The sequence below is a fragment of the Cellvibrio sp. GW822-FHT04B05 genome (assembly GCF_058800985.1).
Genome location: NZ_JBXAMU010000001.1, coordinates 1,204,657 through 1,225,264, shown reverse-complemented (window position 1 = coordinate 1,225,264; position 20,608 = coordinate 1,204,657). Strand labels below are relative to the sequence as shown.

Here is a 20,608-nt window from a genome sequence, read left to right as displayed (position 1 = left end):
CGGTGCATCGTTCACGTTCACCACAGTCAAATCGAATGCTGGCAAGCTAGCGCTTAAGGTGCCGTCGCTTACGCTGATAATGATTCCCGTAGTTACACCGATATCTGCCTCAATCGGCGTACCGGTTAGTGCACCGGTTACGGTATTAAAGCTTGCCCAGCTCGGCTTATTAGTGATGCTGAATGTGAGAATGTCTCCGGGTGAATCGCTGGCAATTGGGAGAAAGCTGAAGGCAACATCTTGATTTACGCTGGTCAATGGCACTCCGGTAATTATGGGAGCACCGTTTGGCTTCGCGGAGTTTGATGGTGCCGACGGTGAGCCTGTACCTACAGCGTTAGTCGCAGTTACGCTAAAGGTATAACTGGTGCCGTTGGTTAAGCCGGTAACTGTAATCGGCGACCCTGCGCCTGTAGCAGTTGCTCCGCCGGGACTGGCAGTCACGGTATAACTGGTAATAGCAGTGCCACCACTTGAGGCAGGTGCGGTGAAAGTAACTATTGCCTGAGCGCTATCCGCTGAAGCAGTACCAATAGTCGGTGCTCCGGGGACCACAGCATTTACAGTAAAGGTGCGGGTGACTTGAGTCGCAGCCAGGTAATTGTCATTGCCCGCCTGATCCGCATTAATCGTACAAGTACCGACAGTTACAAAGGTCAGAGTGCCGCCACTGGTGATCGTACAAACGCCAGTTGTGGATGACGTAAAGATCGGTGTCAAACCGGAATCCGAGGTAGCGGTAAATGTTGGCGTAGTACCAAAGTTTTGCGCACCAGGGTTATTGAAAGTAATGGTTTGGATCGCTTTTGGTGTGATCGAGTTGGATGCGGTGGACGCAGGTCCGGTACCCGCCGCGTTATCAGCAGTCACGGTAAAGGTATACGCTTGGCCATTGGTTAAACCGGTCACCACAATCGGAGACGAAGCACCACTTACAGGCGCAACATCCGCCGGGCTTACGGTCACCGTATAACTGGTAATCGCCGAGCCGCCAATATTCACGGGTGCAATAAAGGCAACACTTGCCTGAGTATCACCAGCGATTGCTACTGCGCTGGTAGGTGCATCGGGAACTGCAGGATTAACGGTGAAAGACTGTGTAACCTGGGTTGCAGCCAGGAAAGACGCGTTACCCGCTTGATTCGCATTGATGGTACAGGTGCCAGCAGTCACGAACGTCAGTACCCCACCACCGGTGATAGTACAAACACCGGTTGTGGAAGAAGTGAAAGTGACAGTCAACCCTGAGGTAGATGATGCCCCGCCACCCAATATCGACAAATCAGGTGACGTACCATAGTTCTGCGTCCCGGGATTGTTGAAGGTAATGGTTTGCGGTGATGCAGGAGTAATTGAGTTAGATGCTGCAGACGCCGCCCCTGTACCCGCCGAGTTGGTCGCGGTAACCGTAAAGGTGTATGCCACACCATTGGTTAAACCGGTCACGGTAATGGGCGAATTTGCTCCCGTACCTGTTGCACCACCGGGGTTAGCTGTCACGGTATAACCGGTGATGCTGGCACCACCGCTGCTGGCTGGCGCGGTAAAGGTTACAGTGGCTTGGGTGTTACCGGCTGTTGCGGTACCAACCGTCGGGGCGCCTGGAACTATCGCGTTAACAATAAAAGTTTGGCTGACGATACTGGCAGCATTCCAGATAACATCACCTGACTGGTCTGCATTGATGATACAAGAACCAACGGTTACAAAGGTCAAATTGCCGCCAGATGTGATAGTACAGACGCCTGTCGTTGAAGAGGTAAAAGTGACTGTCAAGCCAGACGTTGCAGTTGCATTCAAGGTTGGTGTGGTAGCGAAGTTTTGTGCACCCGGATTGGTGAAGTTAATAGTTTGATTGCCTTTGGGTGTTACAGAAACAGTTGCTCCCGAAGTCGCACTGGTACCCACGGCATTGGTTGCAATTACCGTAAAGGTGTACGGAGTACCGTTGGTAAGGCCGGTCACAACAATCGGTGAAGTGGTAAAACCATTACCACCGGCAGTAATGCCGCCGGGGTTAGATGTCACGGTATAACCAGTAATCGCTGAGCCACCATTATTAACCGGTGCAGTGAATGCGACTGAAACCTGGCCGTCCCCCGCTGTGGCGGCGCCGATAGTTGGTGCATCAGGTGCAGTTGGAATTGCGACGGTATGGGTTGTACCGCTGGTATAAGCCGCTGGACCTGAGTTACCTGCCGCATCAGCGATATTCGTGGATGCATTCAGGTTTAATTTAATTGTCCCGTTACCAGTGATACCACTCACGGCGACGGTCACACTAGAGCCAGAAGAAGTTGACACACTGGCAATTGTGCCTGCCGCACTTCCGGTAGTTCCCAAAGCAAAGTCGTCGGTAGAGATATTGTTAACCGATTCACTGAAGGTGACAGTAAAGTCCACGCTGGTAGAAGCCGCAGCCGGACTACCGCTTACCACAATACTGGATACCGCAGGCACAACACCGTCAATAACCAGGGCTTTATTGTTGCCTAACGAATTTGCTGCACCCGGTGCTGCCAGGATCAAGATAGCGTTGTTACCGGCAGCATCGCGTATGGCGCCGCCGTTCAGTGCGAGGGAGTTGGTAGCGACATAATCCAGGTCGTTGGAGATATCGCCGGATTGCACGGTATACGTAAAGGTCAAGGTACTGGTGCCAGTGCCGCCGGCATAGTTGACGGCCCTGTCGATTGCCCCGGTTTCCAGGGTTAACTGGGGTGTGCCCGTTACAGTGACAGCTTCACTGAAGTTGACCTGTACGCTGATGACATCACCGATCTTGTAGGTTCCATTGGTTGTACTGGAATTCACCGAGGTGACTGTAGGCACTACGCCATCAATCACAATATTCTTGTTGGCTCCCAAAGAATTTGCAGCGCCGGGGCTGGCAAGGGTCAGGATGGCATTATTATTGGCCGCATCCCTGATAGTGCCGCCGTTCAACGTCAGCGCATTGGTGGCAGTGTAATCCAGGTCTGCGCTGGTATCCCCGGCTTGTACGGTATAAGTGAACGTCAGGGCACTGGAGTTGCTGCCGCCGGTGTAATTAATTGTTCTATCGGTGGCACCGGTTTCCAGTGTTAACTGTGGTGTACCTGTGACGATGACTACTTCATCAAAATTGACTTGAATACTAACAGTATCGCCAAGCTTGTAAGTGCCATTGGCGGTGCTGGAGTTGACTGACGTTATTGTTGGGGGAGTAGTATCGGGTGCTCTCACATCGGTCAGAATGAGCTGTTGCAAATCCATATTTGCAAGTGAAGTTGCTCCATTAAGATTAGTAACTCGCACCTTAAAAGCACTGACGTCATTAAATAAGGTTTCATTGATATTAATGGTCAGTGGGCCTTGAGCACCGCTATAAGTGAAAGATTCAGAAACCGGTGAACCACCGGAGGTCGCACTAAAATCCAGGCGGTAATTTCCACCAAAACTTTGAATGACTAAACCATCCAAATCAAAAGTGCCCAAATCGCTAGCATCAGCAGTCCAGGTCAACTCATAGTAATAATTACTAGAACCATCCGCCACAACACCCGTGCTGTAATAAATGGAATTGGCAGAGCTGGCTCGGGTAGCGCCAGTAGACTCTGTGATCGTAAAGCCATCCACCGTATTACCACCGGTGTTGTTCGCCCAGTAAATATTGCCAAATGACTGTGTAGCCGATGGTAATGCGGCATAAGTATTTTGAGTCGTTGCGACAAGCACTGCACTGCAAAACAGTAATGACCAATGCAGATATTTTTTGAATAACCGTACTAGTCTACTGCTGGCATAAATTCTACTGTGCTTGAACTGCAACATAGTATTTCCCCAATATATAAATTAAAAACTGAATCCCGGTTTTTCGTTTTTATACAAAAAGTACTTTGCTAAACGAAAGGCACATTCCTTTGCGCCCACACAAAACCAACAAAACAATAGTTTAATTACGTGATGGAAATATTCCTTCCAACGCAATAATAAAAGACAACCCCAAATAAGGTTGGGAAACAGGAAGCGGCTGGCTGCCGCCTACCGGTGCAACTGTCACTGTCCCTGTTACTGTAGCCGTTGCTGTCACACCCCCCAAATGCGCAGGGGTGGCAGGTGCGGTACCGGTATAAACCCCATTGAGGGAAACAGCATCCCTACCATAAGCAGCGCTTGCCGCCGTGAGATAGGAAGTTCCGCCCGCAACTGGCTCAACTATCGAAGCACTACTGTCAGTTCCTACAGGAATACTCACAGAAGCATTGGTAACCGTACCTTGAAATGTGGCTGTAGGAGTGTGAATTGGTAATTGGGTAACATTCAATGTTGTTGTTGGAGTACCTGCAACTTCACCCAGAACAACAGCAGGAAGTCCTGGCCCTTGCCCTTGCCCTGTCGGTACACGGCCACGCAAATCCGGTAACGCAAAAGTTGTTTGCCCATTGCCGCCATAGGTAGTACCCAGAATTGAAAAGAGCGCGGAATTTTGTGCAATAGGCAATATTTGCCCCTGGCAAAAAGCCCAGCCACGGGGTGCGAAGTTGCCAGCAAACATACGAATTTCGCCAAGAAACGGTTCAGACATCATTTTTCTCCTTAATAGTTTTTAAGATTAACCTCACATACGCAAATAATCCTTACGCTTCAAAAAGCCTGACAATCCAAGCCAATCAAAACAGCACCACTCCTAGCTATCACCTGCCCTCCAACAAAAAAACATTACTCAACTTTAGGTGATATTTTTCAAAACACCAGCTGGTTGTTTTTCGCACTAAACAGATTAGCAAGATGATCCCGATTCCAGTCTATAAAGACTTGCAAGGGAAACCAATTACGTCTCATAACAGGAAAGGAACAGCCTAACTCCACAATAAAGTATCGTGAGTTGATGATGATTCAATGAGAGTGAAACCGAGTGAGAGGTATAATTTTTTTGCCCGATAATTTTGCTGATCAACCGCCAGGCGCAACGACTGCGCCTGTTGCACGGCAATTTTTTTCAATGCGTGCAATATCGCCGAACCAAAACCTTTGCCACGCATATCATTTATCAAAGCCACATCAATAATATGCAGGCTGGTATTCGTGTTATTCAGAATAATCTTGCCGACAGGCTTGGAATACAGTTCAACAATAAAGGTTTCAGCGGATGGGAATGAACCTGCATAGGAAGCCTGTTGCATCAAATATTGTTGCCTGATTAAAAAATCGACCTGGATTTTTGGTATCGGCATTTGGTAGAGATAATCGCGCGTCGAACCAAATAATATCTCCGCAAATTCCTGATCTTGTGGCCGCATTACACGCAGCGCCAATCCAAAGGGCAAAGAAATATCAGTAAACATTTATAACTTCCGAATAGGGCTTATGCGCCAATTGCATTAGTTGATTATATGCAGGTGCTAATTTTGCTCGAATGCTCTTCTGCTCATCGGCGGCAATACTCTGCTGTTTTTTTAAACTATCCGCAACAAATACCTGCCGGGGTGCTTTTGAATGAAACTGCATCCGGGCTTGTATTTTTAAAAAACCAGGATCATCCACTGCACCCCCTAAAAAAGCCAAAATCGATATAAGATTTTTGGTAGATAACTGGCAGTAATCAACCAACATAATATTTTGATCTGTGCATTTTTCGGTCATCGCTTGCAGTAGAGCATTGAGGACCCGGATACGTTTGTCTAATAGGCGCTGACCGGATGATTGAGCTGAAAATACGGGATGAAAATCAGAAAGTGCCGGATCACCACTCATATGCCGCCCCGCTAAGCGTTGATGTGACGCGAGGATCTCCACCGGATCACGCACCAGAAAAACCGTCGGTACTTGCGGATAAACCTCACGAATTAAATCCCAGCGAAAAATATCCCAGGCATTCCATTTAATAATTATTTTAGGACGATCGGGAAAGGTAGCTGCTTGCAAATTAATAAACCTGCGCAAACAGGATTGCTGCTCATCGGCTGATAAATTTCCATCTAACAACAATTCAGTGAGCAGCGGCGATTCGGAAAATACACAAGTCGTTTCCACTTCGGAAAGACATCCGGACACGAGGGTCGAACCACAGCGGGAGAGATGAAAAATAAATCCGGCCGGCTTTACATCAATAAGATTTGATGCCTGCTGTTGCGCAATGTCCAATGAAGTACAAGGCTGGATAATTTGATTCAGTAATAATTGCTGGCGATAGCGGGAAATCGTTTCATCCTGAAAAGGTTCAGTAGCATGACCTACCGGCAACAACCAATTTACCAAGCGATGTTTAGGTTGATAGCGATATGGCAGCCAGTTGCCCGCTAGCTGGACAAGCGGTGTTGTTATGGGATTTTGGTTTAGGCGAGAAATTTCACCGAGCAATTCATCATCAGCAAGTTGGTTACACTTCCACAAATGTTTAATGCGCGAAAGCAAGCCACTTGGCGATTGCGCCTGTCGACAATAATCAAGCTGATCAGCTGAACTTATCAATGCACAGTAGTGTGAAGCATAGCTATTCATGCACAACACCGGCGATAATTTTTTCGCGCAGCCAATCATTTACTACGCAGTCAATTACCAGATTAACCCGGTCTTCGCTTCCACGGTTATAGACTTCATGAATCTGGTCGGCATTGAAATACCAAAGTTCACCTGCCTGCATCGGAATAGTTTTATTATTGACGATAAAACTGACTGCGTCGCTGGTGTGAATAGGAAGATGTAAACGAGCTTCGCCAAATTCCATCCCCAAACCCTGATCGCGATGTGGTTTGATTTCTGCGCCCGCCGCTAAACGCATCAGGCGTGCCGCTTTTATCGAACAGTGTAGCTGTTTGAAAAGCGATCGTATTTGTGGACAATGTTCCAACACCGGTAAATCTTCCCAGTCGTTACCCGTTTCGATAGCAAAGCTTTGCAGGATGGGATGCGCATTTACATGTTGTTTCTGGCAGCGCAGGGGTAAAACATCCCAGCTACCGGAATAATCATTGCGATTAACATGATCGACCCAGACTGGCTGTTGTAAAGTAGTGACTTCTTCTTGCAGTTGTTTGTATTCCGGAAAACACAACAGGCGCGCAAATGAAATCGTACTGATGTGATTTATTTCACTTGTAGTAATACCTTTCACATCAAAGTTCGCTTCAACCATCATTCCGTGTACCTGCCCGCTAAAATTATTATTCTCTGAAAGGGTTGAGCCTAGCGGGTCATCGCTAAAATTCAAGCAAACCCTGAATTTGATTATCCGTTAATCCGCTGGAGCTTAGCGTTTCACACTAATACGATGCGCACGAATAATCCATGACACGGAATAACCGCATTCTGTATCGTTGTTGAAAGATGGTTAGATAAGAAGTGCGTTAAATGACAAACGCATTGAAATGAGAAAACTAAACGGTTAACTCAAACTGCCCTTTCCCGCCGCCTGATACTTACACATAAGTGCGCAGCGGGAAAGAGACGCGGGTTTTTGTCAGAAGCTGATGCGCCCGGAGAGACCCCAAATTTCAACATTCTGATCATTGAAACGAATAGCGCGCACTCCCACCCCCAAACCAAAATGTTGACTGAGTTGATAATCGAGCCGCAAACCAACCAGCAGATCGGTATTGTTGTCGTAGTCCAATTCAAATTGCGCACCATTGACTTCAATGTCGCCTTGCCAAATAAAAACGCCCACCTCCGGTGAAATACTCCAGTGCTCTGTGAGGGGCAACCGCAAGCCTTGCACCAGGGTAGCACCATCGGCTGAACGCGGATAATGGCGTGCCATGGCTTCACCAAATGCTGTTTGGTCCTCGTCCCCGGCGAGACTGAGATTCACCCGGACATCACCCAAATCGAGATAACCCAATTCGGTATACGCATACTCATTCCACTGGTAGCCAAGGGACACCTGGTACCCTGTGCGCTTGACGTCGTACTTGGTCAGGGTAAAGTCATATCCTTCCATTATCATGTGTCGGTTGAAAGCGTTGGCTTCCTGATTACCTTCAACTTGATACACGTCTACCCGCAAATAGGTTTTTTCCAGTGTATCGGCCTGGGCAACCGACGTGCCCAGTACCAATACCATTACCGCTACCGGTTTTCTGACATAACGGAACATCAGTAATCCTCCCAGCAACGCGAGTATCAATGCTTCTGTACTACCGCCACTGCCTTTGGTTTTTATATCCGTCGGTGGTGTTGGCGGTTGTGGAGGCTCGGGTGGTTCGGGCGGTTCGGGCGGTTCCGGAGTATCAGCTGCGGCACTGACTGCACCGGGATCGACTACCGCTGCGTTCACGATACGATCCGCATCATTAGGGCCACCGTCTTCAATGGTGAGCTGGACGCAGAGATAGCCTTCGATCAAGCCCATCTCCCAATCTTCATCACCGGGTGGTGGGCAGTAACCTTCATTACCTGAGGTAGAGCGCAAAACGTTACTGCCGTTTTCCACAAAGTTAACCCACTGGCCGCTTTGGAATTTGCGATAAACCGCATTGGCCGGAATGGGCGCTTGTTGTGGAATAACGATGTTGACGGATTGACCCGCTGTAGGTAGATCGTTAATCACAAAGTCGAAGATTCCACCGACCGGTGTGAATGCAGCATCAGCAGTAATAGTTCCTTCTGCACCGATTTCTTCCTCAAAGATCTGCACACCACCAGAGTTGCCGCCCAGCACATATTGGCCAAGACCACAACGCACTCCCGGATCACACTCAATGAGGAAGGATTGGGTATTAATGATGATCTGCGGCAATACATTGCTGGAGGGCATATTATCCAGATAATCGGGAATGCCGTTGCCATTGGTATCAGCGGTGCCTTCGGTCAGGTCATCAATACCGTCTTCATCGGTATCAACCCCCGCCTCCAATACTGGCAATGCGGCAACAATCAGGAAGTAAATATCCGCCGTATCGCTGGCACCGGCTGAATCGGTGGTGACTACTTTGACGTAGCGCAAACCGGCTTGCCCCGCCGGATCAAAGACGAAGGTATTGTTGGTCGCATTACCGTCAGAGTCGATCAAGCGTGCATCGCGACCAGACCAGTCGAAGCTGTGGGTATCGGCAGTATTCGGATCAACCACGTTGGCGTTGACCGTGACTGGTCCGCCGCTTGCGGCAACCAGAATCGTATTCGCACCACCCTGGTTCAGCACAAGCCTGGTTTTGGGCGCGACATTGCCTTGCATGATGCTGATGCGATGATGGTTGGCAGCACCGGCGTTAATGTCGTGGATATCCGGATTAACCGCATCGTAGCCGGTCAAAGGTTCACGGTTGGCGGGCGACTGGTCATCAAGTGCAACGACCAGCTCCGTATCCCCGGTAGTACCGGTGCTATTGAAGGCCACATTCAATGTGACTTCGGCCTGACCCTCGTTAAAGGTCGCCGTGCCATTCACCAAATTGTGGTCGCTTGCCGCTGCAGTGCTGGAAGGATCAATGATGTAGGGCACTTGCAGCGGGTAGAACGGCGATGGCCCATTCAGGATGATTCGCACCGGTGCAGTATTGCCTTTGACGGTTACCTGGTTTTTGCTGAAAGATACTAATGGACGCACATTGACGATCTGCACATCCGAACCGGTCAGCCCTGCCCTGTTAGTGGCAGTCCAGGTAACTTCATGGCGGCCGGGGCGCAACAGAATACGGTCACCGTTCACCAATCCTTGGGGACGTGGCGTACAACAACCGGTGCCGTCCCCCGCATCGCTGGCCAATTGCGCAGCCGCAGCCTCGATATCCGCCGGACTGGTGCCAGTCGCAAGGCTCATCAACTGCCGCAAACTGATCGGCGTATAGAGCGCGGAGGCATTGATGGTGATGTCCGCCGGTGCATTCACTACCGGTGTTGCCGGATCAACTGCGGGCGTCACCTTGAGGGTAAACGACGGCAATGAAACGGAAGCAGTGCCATCATCCACGCTCAACACAATGGTCGATATGCTATTCACGGATGCCGCATCCGGTGTGCCGCTTAACTGGCCGGTAATCGGATCCAATACCAGCCATGCGGGCAGCCCGGTTGCACTGAAGGTCAGCGGATTATTTTCTGCATCCGTTGCTGTCGGCGTAAAGCTGTAAAGCGCATTGACAACCGCCGTTAGCGGCGGTGTACCGCTGATCACCGGCGCTGTATTGGCGGCCGAATTCACCGCAAAGGAATAAGTCACTGTCGGTGCCGCAGCCACACTGGCGCTGCCCGGCTGATCAATGTGCAATGTACACATACCGGCGGTGATAAAGGTGACTACTCCGACATCGCTGATGCTGCACACACCCGATGTTGAAGAGCTGTAAATCACCGTCAAACCCGATGAAGACGACGCCGTTAACGTCAGGGGCACGCCCACTTGTTGGGTCGGCGGGTTGGGATTAGCAACCACAATACTTTGTGCTTCCAGCGGAGTGACGGGAGCGGACGCTGCCGACGCGATACTGGTGCCTGCTGCATTAGTCGCTGTTACGGTAAAGGTGTAAGCCACTCCGTTGCCCAAGCCCGCAACGATTATGGGAGAACTGGAGCCGGTTCCGGTTGCACCACCGGGGCTTGCCGTGACGGTATAAGCGGTAATCGCCCCGCCACCATTAAACACAGGCGGTACAAAGCTAACCGATGCCGAAGCCGCATCGGGTGTTGCGATACCAATGGTCGGTGCCGATGGCACAACTGCAGCCACGGTAAAGGATTGGCTGATCGGGCTAGCGGGCAGGAAATTACCATTCCCCGCCTGGCTGGCGGTGACTGTACAGGTTCCGGCCATATTAAACGTCAGTACACCGCCGCTGGTGATCGTACATACACTTGGCGTAGATGAGGTAAAGGTTGCGGCTAAACTTGAATCTGATGTCGCTATCAAGGTTGGTGTAGAACCGAAATTAAAGCTACCGGGATTAACAAAGGTGATCGTTTGCGCTGACGCAGGCGTTATCGAATTGGATGCTGGCGATGCAGAGCTTGTACCAGCTGAATTCGTCGCTGTCACGGTAAAGGTGTAGGCCACGCCGTTGGTTAGTCCGGTCACGGTAATCGGTGAACCCGTACCCGTTGCAGTAGCACCGCCCGGGCTAGCCGTGACGGTATAACCGGTAATCGTGGTACCACCGGTAAATGCAGGCGCGGTAAATACAATTGTCGCTGATGTATCACCCGCGACCGCTGTGCCGATTGTTGGAGCCGCAGGAACAACTGGCGCTACGGTAAAGGACTGGCTTACCGGATTGGCCGCCAGGTAACTGCCGTTGCCTGCCTGATTCGCCGTCACCGTACAGGTTCCGGCACTGATAAATGTCAGCACACCTTCACTGGTGATAGTACAGACAGCAGGCGTAGTAGCGGTAAACGTCGGCGCCAAACTGGAATCAGCAGTAGCCGTCAGCGTCGGCGTAGTGCCGAAATTCTGCGCCCCCGGATTCGCAAAGGTAATGGTTTGAGCCGCTGCCGGGGTAATAGCATTAGACGCGGCCGACGCAACGCCAGTACCAGCCGAATTAGTCGCAGTCACGGTAAAGGTGTAAGCCACCCCGTTCGTTAAACCGGTCACAGTAATAGGTGAGCTTGATCCAGTCGCTGTGGCGCCACCAGGACTGGCAGTAACGGTGTATCCCGTAATGCTTGCCCCGCCACTGCTGGCAGGAGCAGTGAAGCCCACCGTCGCCTGGGTATCGCCGGCCGCCGCAGTGCCAATCGTTGGCGCGTCGGGTACGACCGCACTCACGGTAAATGACTGGCTAATACTAGTGGCTGCGTTGTACACAGAGTCCCCTGCCTGGTCTGCATTTATCGTACAGGTACCTGCCGTCACAAATGTCAAAGTACCACCGGCGCTCACCGTACAAACACCGGTCGTGGATGAAGTAAAGGTCGGTAGCAACGTAGATGTTGAAGTCGCGGTCAGTGTGGGACTGGTTCCAAAGCTCTGCGTACCGGGATTGGTAAATGAAATTGTCTGTACGCCCTTGGGGATAGCTACACCAGACACCGTGGAAGCAACGCTCGTCCCCACGGCATTAGTCGCGGTCACCGTAAAGGTGTAGGAGATGCCGTTATTCAAACCGGTAACGGTAATCGGCGAGGTGGTACCGCTGCCAGTCGCTCCGCCGGGACTTGCCGTTACCGTATAACCGGTAATCACCGAACCGCCGTTATTTCCCGGTGCAGTAAACGCAATGGAAACTTGCCCATCGCCAGGGGTTACACCAGTAATTGCGGGGGCAGCCGGCGCAGTGGGAACAGCGACTGTATGGACAGATCCTCCACTATACGCGGCCACATACCCATTAACGTTGTTACCGTTGCCGGCCAAATCCACAATGTCAGTATTGGCTTTTAAATCCAGCCGTAATGTACCGCTGCCGGCAATCGTATTGACCGTCACTGTGTAGGTAGCGCCTGAGCCGGAAATACCCGCAATTGTGCCGGTGGCTGCACCGGTCCCCGTCACCAGGAAATCATCCGCCGTAACATTGTTAACGCTTTCATTAAAGGTCACGGTGAAATCAATACTTGTATCTGCAGCGGTAGGTGTACCGACTAAAACAACACTACCAATCGCAGCCGGCACATCGTCAACAATGGCAATGGTAAATACTTTTTCGTAAGTGCCGCCTGCACTGTCGGTCGTGCGCACCCGAATGCTGTATACGCCTCCCGCAAGTGTAGCTGCATCGTTAACACGCAACGAATCGCCGCTAATATTAAAGCTCGCGTTATTAGTATCACCAATACCGGAAACCAATGTGTAAGTGTGGGTGTTGCCGGAATCTGCATCGATACTCGCCAAGGTTCCTACTACTGCATTAACACCGGCGCTTTGGTTTACTGATACAGCGGTCAGTGAAATATCGGTGGGCAAATTATTAGGCGCTGCCGGTGTGAGATAACCAGCAACTACACCTGAGTGATAATAAATAGAATAATTAGTACTGAGTTCTGAAATAAACATGACTCGATCTGCAACAGTATTTATTGCAAAGCGATCATTCATCCACCCTGTCATTTTAAAATCGAAACCATCGATCCAGGTAGTGCCATCATAAGAGGACATAAAATAATTATTGTTACCATAGCTGGCAAAATAATTCGTAGTTCCAACCTGTTCAAAACCTTCAACCATTATCTCGGTATGTATACCTTTGCTGATCGGCATCTCTACCCAGGAACCGGAAGCATTAGTAACGTAATAGGACGTTTTATCAGTTAAATTAGCATAGGCATAATGAAGCTTAGTATTGGAATCCAATGCCACGCCGGCTAACCGATATTGTTTCAAATCAACACTGCCATGCTTCAAAATAGTTGGATTGGCAAAATTGTTAGTTGACGACGCAATGTAATAATTATCATTGCCAACATTCTGATTGTCTTCCCTTCGATAAATCACTGTTGCGACTCCCGCAGCATCAGCAACAACGTAACTATCGATGATCTCATCTTGCCCGCCACCTGCAGAGGTAACTGGCGTTATGACCCAGGAGCCCGATTTATTAGTCGCATAATAGAAGACCTCTCCATTGTTACGCTTCATAAACGAGGAGTGGACAAAACCATTCGCATCAACAAAAACGTCGATGTAATCCACACTGCTTCCTGTTTCGGCGATTTTAGTAAAAGTCCAGGCAGTTCCATTGTAATAAGCGTAATACGGGTCACCATCAACATCCCACTGAGATGTGTATCCATTGATTACTGCATAGATTCTTCCGGCGGAGTCGACCTCAAAATCCACACGCCCTTCATTCCCCCAACCAGTGTGGTGCAATCCAGGAATATTGCTAATAGAGGTGTAGTCACTGAAGCCCGCGCCATTCCATTTTTGGAAGCGAATAACACTGTAATTTGCATCTGATTGAGCTGAATAAAAATCGCCAACGCTGTTGGTGCGAATCTTCGGAAACTTCCAGGAGCTGCCAGTACCCGCTATGCTACCGGATTCAAAGGCGGGATTAACTTGCACAGGTATCGGGCTGATTTCCATTGAGGAATCGCGCGCGACAACATATACAATATAATTACCCGCACCCAATCCAGTAAATGAAAGGGTGCCACTATTACTGACGGCCAGGTTTTTTGTTTGTAGAGCTACATTCCCACTCCCATCAGTGCCTGAAATAACCTGTGCACTTGAAGGAGCGACTGCTGAAGTACTCAGCAGGACGGCATATACTGTTGCAGCTTCGCTTGCAGTTACCTGCACATCAAAACTGGTTGGGGTTTTATTCTGCACTGACGCAGAATTAATAAAAGGTTTTGTAGAAGCATCAAACCAAATTCCGGCGTAATTGCTGGTACAAACTGTTTGATCAAGGCCGGACCAACTGCTTACATAATAAGTGCCGAAAGACATATGACAATGCGCTGCTGCCGCCTCATGCGCAAATATTTTTCGCCCTGCAATTTCACCGGAAATATCTGCTGCAATTTCTTTATCGGCTTTTAATAAATCATTTTTTCTCAAAAACTCCAGCGCCGCATTATCAGGCTCTGCTTTTGTGACTTGCATTTTCCGTTGCGACTTCCCGAAGCTGGAAAATGCCTGACGTTTTTCCTTTGCGGGTTGCGTAATACCAACCGGGGAAACCTGTGTATTTTCGGCCACATAGACCACCGCATCCCTGGTCGCCCGTCGGCTAATCGATTGGCTCCCGACAGGCGCAGCTACCGCAGCGCCGCCGCCCAACATCGCAAGCAGTCCGCAATTAATAGCTTTTGAAAAAAGTTTTCCGGAAGACGATTTTGCAGGAATTCCTGAATCATTTACTGGCTTGGATTTATCGAACATATACGTAAACCTCGTTTGCTAGTCCTGTAACGGTGGGTAACAAAAATGATTGCGCATCCGGGGATGCGTAGGCTCAATAATTTCGGGAAAGCTACAACCGGCAAGTACTGCTACGTCGTAAATTTGATCGACATTACCGGTAAAGCTCACAAGACCAACAATGCTGTTGTCATCCAGGTTGACTAACCAAACTCCGGAAAAAGTTTCCGGGTATTTTTTTGCGAGCGGCGCAGGGCGAGTTACATCGCTCGCGCGGACTTTAGATAAGCCAACCAACAGGAACCGGCCATAAAAGGCCATGCCGCGGGTAAAACCGGGAACTTCAATAATGGTCTCGACTTTTTTGGTTAGCGGATCATAACTGCACACCTGCCCATGACCGGAGTTACAAAAGTACACTTTATTGCGATACCAGCGCGGTGAATGCGGCATCGCCAAACCATCAACAAGAATTTCATTGGCTGCCACGTCCATTAAGGTGCCGTTAAAGTCCTTGCTCTTGCGCCACATGCCAACTTCGTTAAAAGTAGAGAAGGTAGTAACGTAGGCGGGTTTGCCATCGCGCAATGTCATTCCGTTTAAATGGCAGCGATCTTCCGGTTTAAGTTCGTCAATAAAATATGGCTTCCAGTGCGGAACAAAACTGTAATCAGGTTCGAGTGTACAGAGGCAGGAAAAACTGGAATTGACTGCCCATAAACCTTCATCGCCCCAAGCAATATCGTGAACATTGATCATGCCGGTGTAGTGCGATGCGCGCGTAATAAAACAACCATCTACCCGTTTATCAACGGGGGCATACATGGATTCTTCGTACAGTCTTTGTTTCTTCTGCGCTGCTTCTTCATCAACTGCATCAAGGACGAATTGATTATCCGAATCAATCAGTTCTTTGGGTTTAATGCGCGGAGCAGTGACATCTTCTTCGATTCGGGTTAGCGGTTTTTTTATCTGCGCCAGCAATCCGTCCTCGCGCTGGAATTGCATCACCTGGGTAAATATTCCCAGTGTTAAACCCTGTTCTGTAGCCGACAACCCCATTGGACGGGCAAAACTTTTGAAATTCACATCCAGACTTTTGCCATCACTGCGCAACAACATCAAGCGACCCGCTTGATACGAGGTAAATGCAACCGAAATATTCAACTGTTTGAAAATGGCTGGCAGGTTGTCGCTGTATTGGCAACTAAAATCCAACTCATTATACAAAGCCTGATGAGCTGCTTTTAATTGTTGCCCATCAACGGATTCCTTGATCGTCATCAGCTATCACCATGCCCTTCTTGATTTGTAAAACCCATGGCGGGTACGACATGGGCGCGCTTTTTTATTTCTTCTTGCAACTGCTGCAAACTGATATCAGGCTGCACACTAATGAGTAGCGCAGACAAACCTGATACTATGGCGGCGGATAATGAGGTGCCGGAAAATGCGTGGTGTCCGCCTTTGTTTGCGGTTGATCGCACCGCGGCGCCATACACTGAAACATCTACAATTTCACCGTAATTACTTGACCGTAATTTCGCACCACCTGCATTCAATGCACCGACAGTAATTGCTGCTGGAATCGTTGCTTCCGTTTTCATCTGCACAAGACTCATACCTTCATTACCGGCCGAAAAAACCACGGCAATGCCTTTACCATTGCGACCATTAGTTGCCATATCATTTACAACATCGGCCACCGGCTCTAATAAAAGTTGAGTATTCCAACTGCAATTGATTACGTCGGCTTTTGCGAGCGCGGCAAGCTGAAACGCAAGTAAGGTATTGGATGTCCAACTATCAGGTTGGCGAATGGCAATCAGTTGTGCCTCGGGCGCTATGCCTTTAAGCGAATCAGAATCATGTGCCGAAAAAATAATGCCTGCGACTTGAGTGCCATGTGTATCAATCGCACTTAATGGCAGTGCGGATAATTCACGCGTGCGAGTATCGAACACAAAATTAATGTCGGTTGTTGCAAAGGCGGGATGTGAAAGATCTATTCCATCATCAATAATGGCAAGCCGAGTACCGGCACCGCGAGTCTGCAGCCACAAAGCCGGAATACGGAGTTGATCAAGATAGGGTTGCCGACTCTGTTTAGTGTGGGAATGTTGGAGAATATGCTCCCGGGAACTGGCTATGGATGCTTTTTTTGTGTATTGCAAAATATCAGGCTGTGCTAACAACACTGAAGGATTATCGCGCAACTGTTCTAGCATAAGCGCCATAGGAATATCTGATTTAAACTCCACCGAAAAATACGTAAATCCTTTACCGGCGTAAAGTTCATTCACCTGCGTTATCGCTGTACCCAAACTCTTGATATGCCTACCATTAATACCCTCAGCAGTTTTTACAATCAACCGATTACTCAACACCACTATCATTCCAGTTTCACGAATGATGTAATCCTGACTCAAACTATGGCGAGTGGAAATTCGCTCAAGAGTTATCATTTGTGAAAAGTTAATAAAGTTGAATTCTGAAACACTGTCTCGTTGATTAAAATATTGTTTTTCAATAGCCTGAACCAATCCAGCAAAAATCAATAAACAAAAAACCAAACCGAATGTGCGCCACCGCACCGATGGACTAAATTTATCGAAATTGATACCCCGAATTAGTGTTTTCAGTTTCTTAATCCCTGTTCTAAATTTTATTAGAAATAAACGCAGCAATAAAAAGTTAAAAAATTTTAAAGCCATGTTTACCACAAAGACCCAGAATTGAGGGTAGCTGGCAAAATTGAAAACTCAATGAATTGTCGTACGGTTTTACAGAACTAATAGGCATTAACAAAACGCTGCTAATTTTTTTATGGATAACTTTCGGCAAGAAAGGAAAATCAAAAGGATATTGTGAGGGGGGAATTTATTTTAGCGACACACATCAGTTTTATCTGTTACCATTTGGCACACTTGATCCAGAACAATTGCCAGATCCAACTAATTATTAATGTCCATAAACAATAACCATAACGCACAAGAATCCAATGCAATTACAACAATCCCCTAATAAACAATTCAGCTGTGCCCCCTGTGTATTCTGGTTTACCGGTTTAAGCGGCTCAGGGAAATCGACCACAGCAGCTGCCTTACAAGCAGCGCTTGCGGCAGAAAACTGTAAAAGCTACTTGCTGGATGGCGATGTATTACGGACCGGTTTGTGTAAGGATCTCAGCTTTAGCATGGCTGATCGCCAGGAGAATATCCGGCGAGTTGGAGAGGTTGCAAAACTGATGGTCGATGCGGGCATCGTAGTCATCACAGCCACAATCTCGCCGCTGCAACAAATGAGGGATGATATTCGCGGACGCTTTTCGCCTACGGAATTTATCGAAATTTTTATTGATACGCCGTTGGATGTATGTGAACAACGCGACCCCAAAGGCTTATACCGTAAAGCGCGCGCAGGGAAAATCACTGAATTTACGGGAATAGACTCAGCCTACGAAGCCCCCTTGAAACCTGAGCTTCATCTACACACCACAGCAAAAACACCGGAAGAAAATGCGCTGGAAATTCTGGATTACATGAAACGTCTAAACAAGTCCTCAGAAATTTCCCAGGCGTTTATAGAATCGCCATAAGCAGAAACGGCAATCCCATAAATGCAACCAAAGTGGATACCATCACCATAGCTGCAATTTCTTCCGGATGGCGGTTGTAACGCAAGGCCAGTAAATAATTGAATACGGCTATAGGCATGGCAGATTGCAATAAAACCACATTACGCGACACCTCCGTCAAGCCCAAAATTTCGCATACGATAAAACCGAATAACAAACCACCGCCGACGCGTACACAACTGAAAAATAAACTGCGCTTCCAAAAATGGATTTTTAATGTCGCCAGTGAAACGCCCAATGCAATAGTCATTAACGGGATGGCAATACCACCTAATAAATCCAGGGTATTACTTATCCAACGCGGTAATCCGGTATCAGTCACCAATAAAAATACCGCGATAATCATTGAATAAATCACCGGTTGTTTGGCGATCGATCCCATGCGTTTGAAGATGCCACCTTCACTCGCGGTCACCAATAACAAGCCTACTGTAAAAGTCGCCACCATCATCACCATGAATGAGCCCAGCGCGAGCGCGAGACCGGTTTGCCCATAGGCGAACAAACACAGCGGCAAACCCATATTGCCGTTGTTGGGAAACACCAGGGGCGGTAGGTAAGTTGCGATTTCCAATTTCATCCAGCGCAACAATGCCCAACCAAATAGCCCCATCGCAGTCATCACGATTGCCGTCGCAAGTGCCACCTGCCCCATCACCGATGGCTGCACATCTACTTTCACCATGGCACTGATAATCAAACAAGGCGTGCCGATATTCATCACGATGCGCGAAATAAAATCCGAGGGGAAATAAGTACCGGTTTTGCCCCAGATAAAACCGGCGCCCACTGAAATAACAATAGGGGCAAGAATGGCGAGCAATTCGCTCAACATAAACAAATCCAATAATCACAACAGAAAGTGCGCATATTACTGGTAACCGGTCTTTTGGCGATAGCTGACACAACAAACCAGCTTCTATATGCTGCCGCTCAACACTCGTTAACGCCTGACCGCTGGACAGATTCTTTATGCAAAATCCTTTATTTGGTGATGCCGACATGCCGACGAAAAAATCCGGCAACAGTGTGGAGCCAGCTATTGTCGATCCGGTGTTGATGGAACTGGCGCAAACCCTGCCTGCCCATCTGCGTCTGGGCACTTCATCCTGGAATTATCCGGGCTGGGATGGATTGGTATGGAACGGTGAATATGCGGAAACCAACTTGTCGCGTTACGGATTGGCCGCCTACGCCCAACATCCCCTGTTCCGTACAGTCAGTGTTGATCGCAGTTTTTATCGGCCATTAAACGTCGCCCAGTTTGCTGAGTATGCGTCGCAAGTCGGGCACGATTTCCGCTTCGTCGTAAAAGCACCAAGTCTTGTGACCGACGCATTGGTGCGCGATGAAACCGGTCGCGGTATGCGGCAAAACCCGAATTTCCTTAATGCAGAACAAGCGGTACAAACATTTGTTGAGCCCGCCCTGGAAGGATTAAAACACCGGCTTGGTGCGCTGGTATTCCAGATCAGCCCGCTTCCCACAGCATGGCTTGGGCAAATGCCAAAAGTGATTGATCGCTTGCATGCATTATTGAAAGCGATTCCCGATTTAAAAAGCGTCGCACCCGACGGCGTCGTCGCAGTAGAAGTGCGCGATCCGCAATGGTTAACCCCGCAATTTGTCCAGGCACTACGCGACACCGGCGCGACCTATTGCATGGGGCTGCACGCCAAGATGCCGCGCATTGCCGAACAACTCCCGATCTTACGCGCGCTTTGGCCCGGTCCATTGGTATGCCGCTGGAACCTCAACCCTTTACACGGCGCCTACGGTTACGAAGACGCGCAGGCTTTGTATTCGCCTTACGATAAAATAATGGATCCCGATCCGGAAACGCGCGCTGCCTTAGTGCGCGTAATTGCGGGTACTGCGGGAGCGGGACAAAATGTTTTCGTTACGCTGAGCAATAAAGCTGAAGGTTCGGCACCGCTATCGGTGATCGAATTGGCCCGCGGCATTCGCCGGTATCAGCAAAATCCTTCTTAGCCTGGACAGGCATGTCATCAAGAATTCACACGGACGTCATCGCACTGTAGCCGGGTTGGTTAAAGATCAAGGTTCTGATCAAGTCCCAAAGAGGATAACAACCTGTGCTTTTTTACCTGTTTGGCGGTAGGCCTGCGGCTGTCCGTACTCCCTGTTCAATCCGCAATCACCACGAGCTTGGTCAGGCGGTGAGCGTTTGCGCTCGCTGTACTTCCATGCATCCCGGAAAAATCCCGTTATTGGCGCTTTCA

Annotated in this window: 11 protein-coding genes; 2 read left to right on the top strand and 9 right to left on the bottom strand. The window is 49.0% G+C overall.

The window, feature by feature from the left end; all coding sequences use genetic code 11:
* The 8 genes from AC1RJL_RS04985 to AC1RJL_RS04950 form a co-directional block, all read right to left on the bottom strand.
* Positions 1-3,813, bottom strand: a 3,813-nt coding sequence (locus AC1RJL_RS04985; RefSeq protein WP_492911637.1) for a beta strand repeat-containing protein, incomplete at its 3' end; no start/stop codon positions are given.
* A gap of 121 nt (positions 3,814-3,934) precedes the next feature.
* On the bottom strand, positions 3,935-4,570 hold the full coding sequence (locus AC1RJL_RS04980; RefSeq protein WP_492911636.1) for a phage tail protein: 636 nt from the start codon (positions 4,568-4,570) through the stop codon (positions 3,935-3,937).
* Positions 4,571-4,841: 271 nt separating this feature from the next.
* Entirely contained in the window at positions 4,842-5,327 is a 486-nt protein-coding gene (locus AC1RJL_RS04975; RefSeq protein WP_492911635.1) for a GNAT family N-acetyltransferase, read from the bottom strand.
* Positions 5,317-6,483, bottom strand: a complete 1,167-nt coding sequence (locus AC1RJL_RS04970) for a sulfotransferase family protein (RefSeq protein WP_492911634.1) — start codon at positions 6,481-6,483, stop codon at positions 5,317-5,319. The genes AC1RJL_RS04975 and AC1RJL_RS04970 overlap by 11 nt, the downstream gene beginning before the upstream one ends.
* Positions 6,476-7,120: an aspartyl/asparaginyl beta-hydroxylase domain-containing protein gene (locus AC1RJL_RS04965; protein WP_492911633.1), complete on the bottom strand. Its 645-nt coding sequence runs from the start codon at positions 7,118-7,120 to the stop codon at positions 6,476-6,478. Before AC1RJL_RS04965 ends, AC1RJL_RS04970 begins: the two co-directional genes overlap by 8 nt.
* Before the next feature lie 321 nt (positions 7,121-7,441).
* Complete coding sequence (locus AC1RJL_RS04960; RefSeq protein ID WP_492911632.1) at positions 7,442-14,749, bottom strand: fibronectin type III domain-containing protein; 7,308 nt, start codon at positions 14,747-14,749, stop codon at positions 7,442-7,444.
* A gap of 18 nt (positions 14,750-14,767) precedes the next feature.
* Positions 14,768-16,012, bottom strand: a complete 1,245-nt coding sequence (locus AC1RJL_RS04955; protein WP_492911631.1) for a TIGR03032 family protein — start codon at positions 16,010-16,012, stop codon at positions 14,768-14,770.
* On the bottom strand, positions 16,012-17,193 hold the full coding sequence (locus AC1RJL_RS04950) for a S8 family peptidase (RefSeq protein ID WP_492911630.1): 1,182 nt from the start codon (positions 17,191-17,193) through the stop codon (positions 16,012-16,014). Before AC1RJL_RS04950 ends, AC1RJL_RS04955 begins: the two co-directional genes overlap by 1 nt.
* Positions 17,194-17,729: 536 nt before the next feature.
* Between AC1RJL_RS04950 and cysC the strand changes: the two genes are divergently transcribed.
* On the top strand, positions 17,730-18,326 hold the full coding sequence (gene cysC, locus AC1RJL_RS04945) for an adenylyl-sulfate kinase (protein ID WP_492911629.1): 597 nt from the start codon (positions 17,730-17,732) through the stop codon (positions 18,324-18,326).
* On the opposite strand, the gene AC1RJL_RS04940 is transcribed toward cysC, so the two are convergent.
* Complete coding sequence (locus AC1RJL_RS04940) at positions 18,310-19,200, bottom strand: AEC family transporter (RefSeq protein WP_492911628.1); 891 nt, start codon at positions 19,198-19,200, stop codon at positions 18,310-18,312. The two genes, cysC and AC1RJL_RS04940, sit on opposite strands and share 17 nt — an antisense overlap.
* Positions 19,201-19,337: 137 nt before the next feature.
* On the opposite strand from AC1RJL_RS04940, the gene AC1RJL_RS04935 reads away from it, so the two are divergent.
* The gene (locus tag AC1RJL_RS04935; protein WP_492911627.1) at positions 19,338-20,357 is read left to right on the top strand and encodes a DUF72 domain-containing protein; all 1,020 of its coding nucleotides are present in this window, start codon (positions 19,338-19,340) and stop codon (positions 20,355-20,357) included.
* Positions 20,358-20,608: the final 251 nt, after the last annotated feature.

Coding starts and splice junctions, on each gene's coding strand:
- AC1RJL_RS04980 (WP_492911636.1), bottom strand. CDS start 4,570: ATGATGTCTGAACCGTTTCTTGGCGAAATTCGTATGTTTGCTGGCAAC.
- AC1RJL_RS04975 (WP_492911635.1), bottom strand. CDS start 5,327: ATGTTTACTGATATTTCTTTGCCCTTTGGATTGGCGCTGCGTGTAATG.
- AC1RJL_RS04970 (WP_492911634.1), bottom strand. CDS start 6,483: ATGAATAGCTATGCTTCACACTACTGTGCATTGATAAGTTCAGCTGAT.
- AC1RJL_RS04965 (WP_492911633.1), bottom strand. CDS start 7,120: ATGATGGTTGAAGCGAACTTTGATGTGAAAGGTATTACTACAAGTGAA.
- AC1RJL_RS04960 (WP_492911632.1), bottom strand. CDS start 14,749: ATGTTCGATAAATCCAAGCCAGTAAATGATTCAGGAATTCCTGCAAAA.
- AC1RJL_RS04955 (WP_492911631.1), bottom strand. CDS start 16,012: ATGACGATCAAGGAATCCGTTGATGGGCAACAATTAAAAGCAGCTCAT.
- AC1RJL_RS04950 (WP_492911630.1), bottom strand. CDS start 17,193: ATGATAACTCTTGAGCGAATTTCCACTCGCCATAGTTTGAGTCAGGAT.
- cysC (WP_492911629.1), top strand. CDS start 17,730: ATGCAATTACAACAATCCCCTAATAAACAATTCAGCTGTGCCCCCTGT.
- AC1RJL_RS04940 (WP_492911628.1), bottom strand. CDS start 19,200: ATGTTGAGCGAATTGCTCGCCATTCTTGCCCCTATTGTTATTTCAGTG.
- AC1RJL_RS04935 (WP_492911627.1), top strand. CDS start 19,338: ATGCAAAATCCTTTATTTGGTGATGCCGACATGCCGACGAAAAAATCC.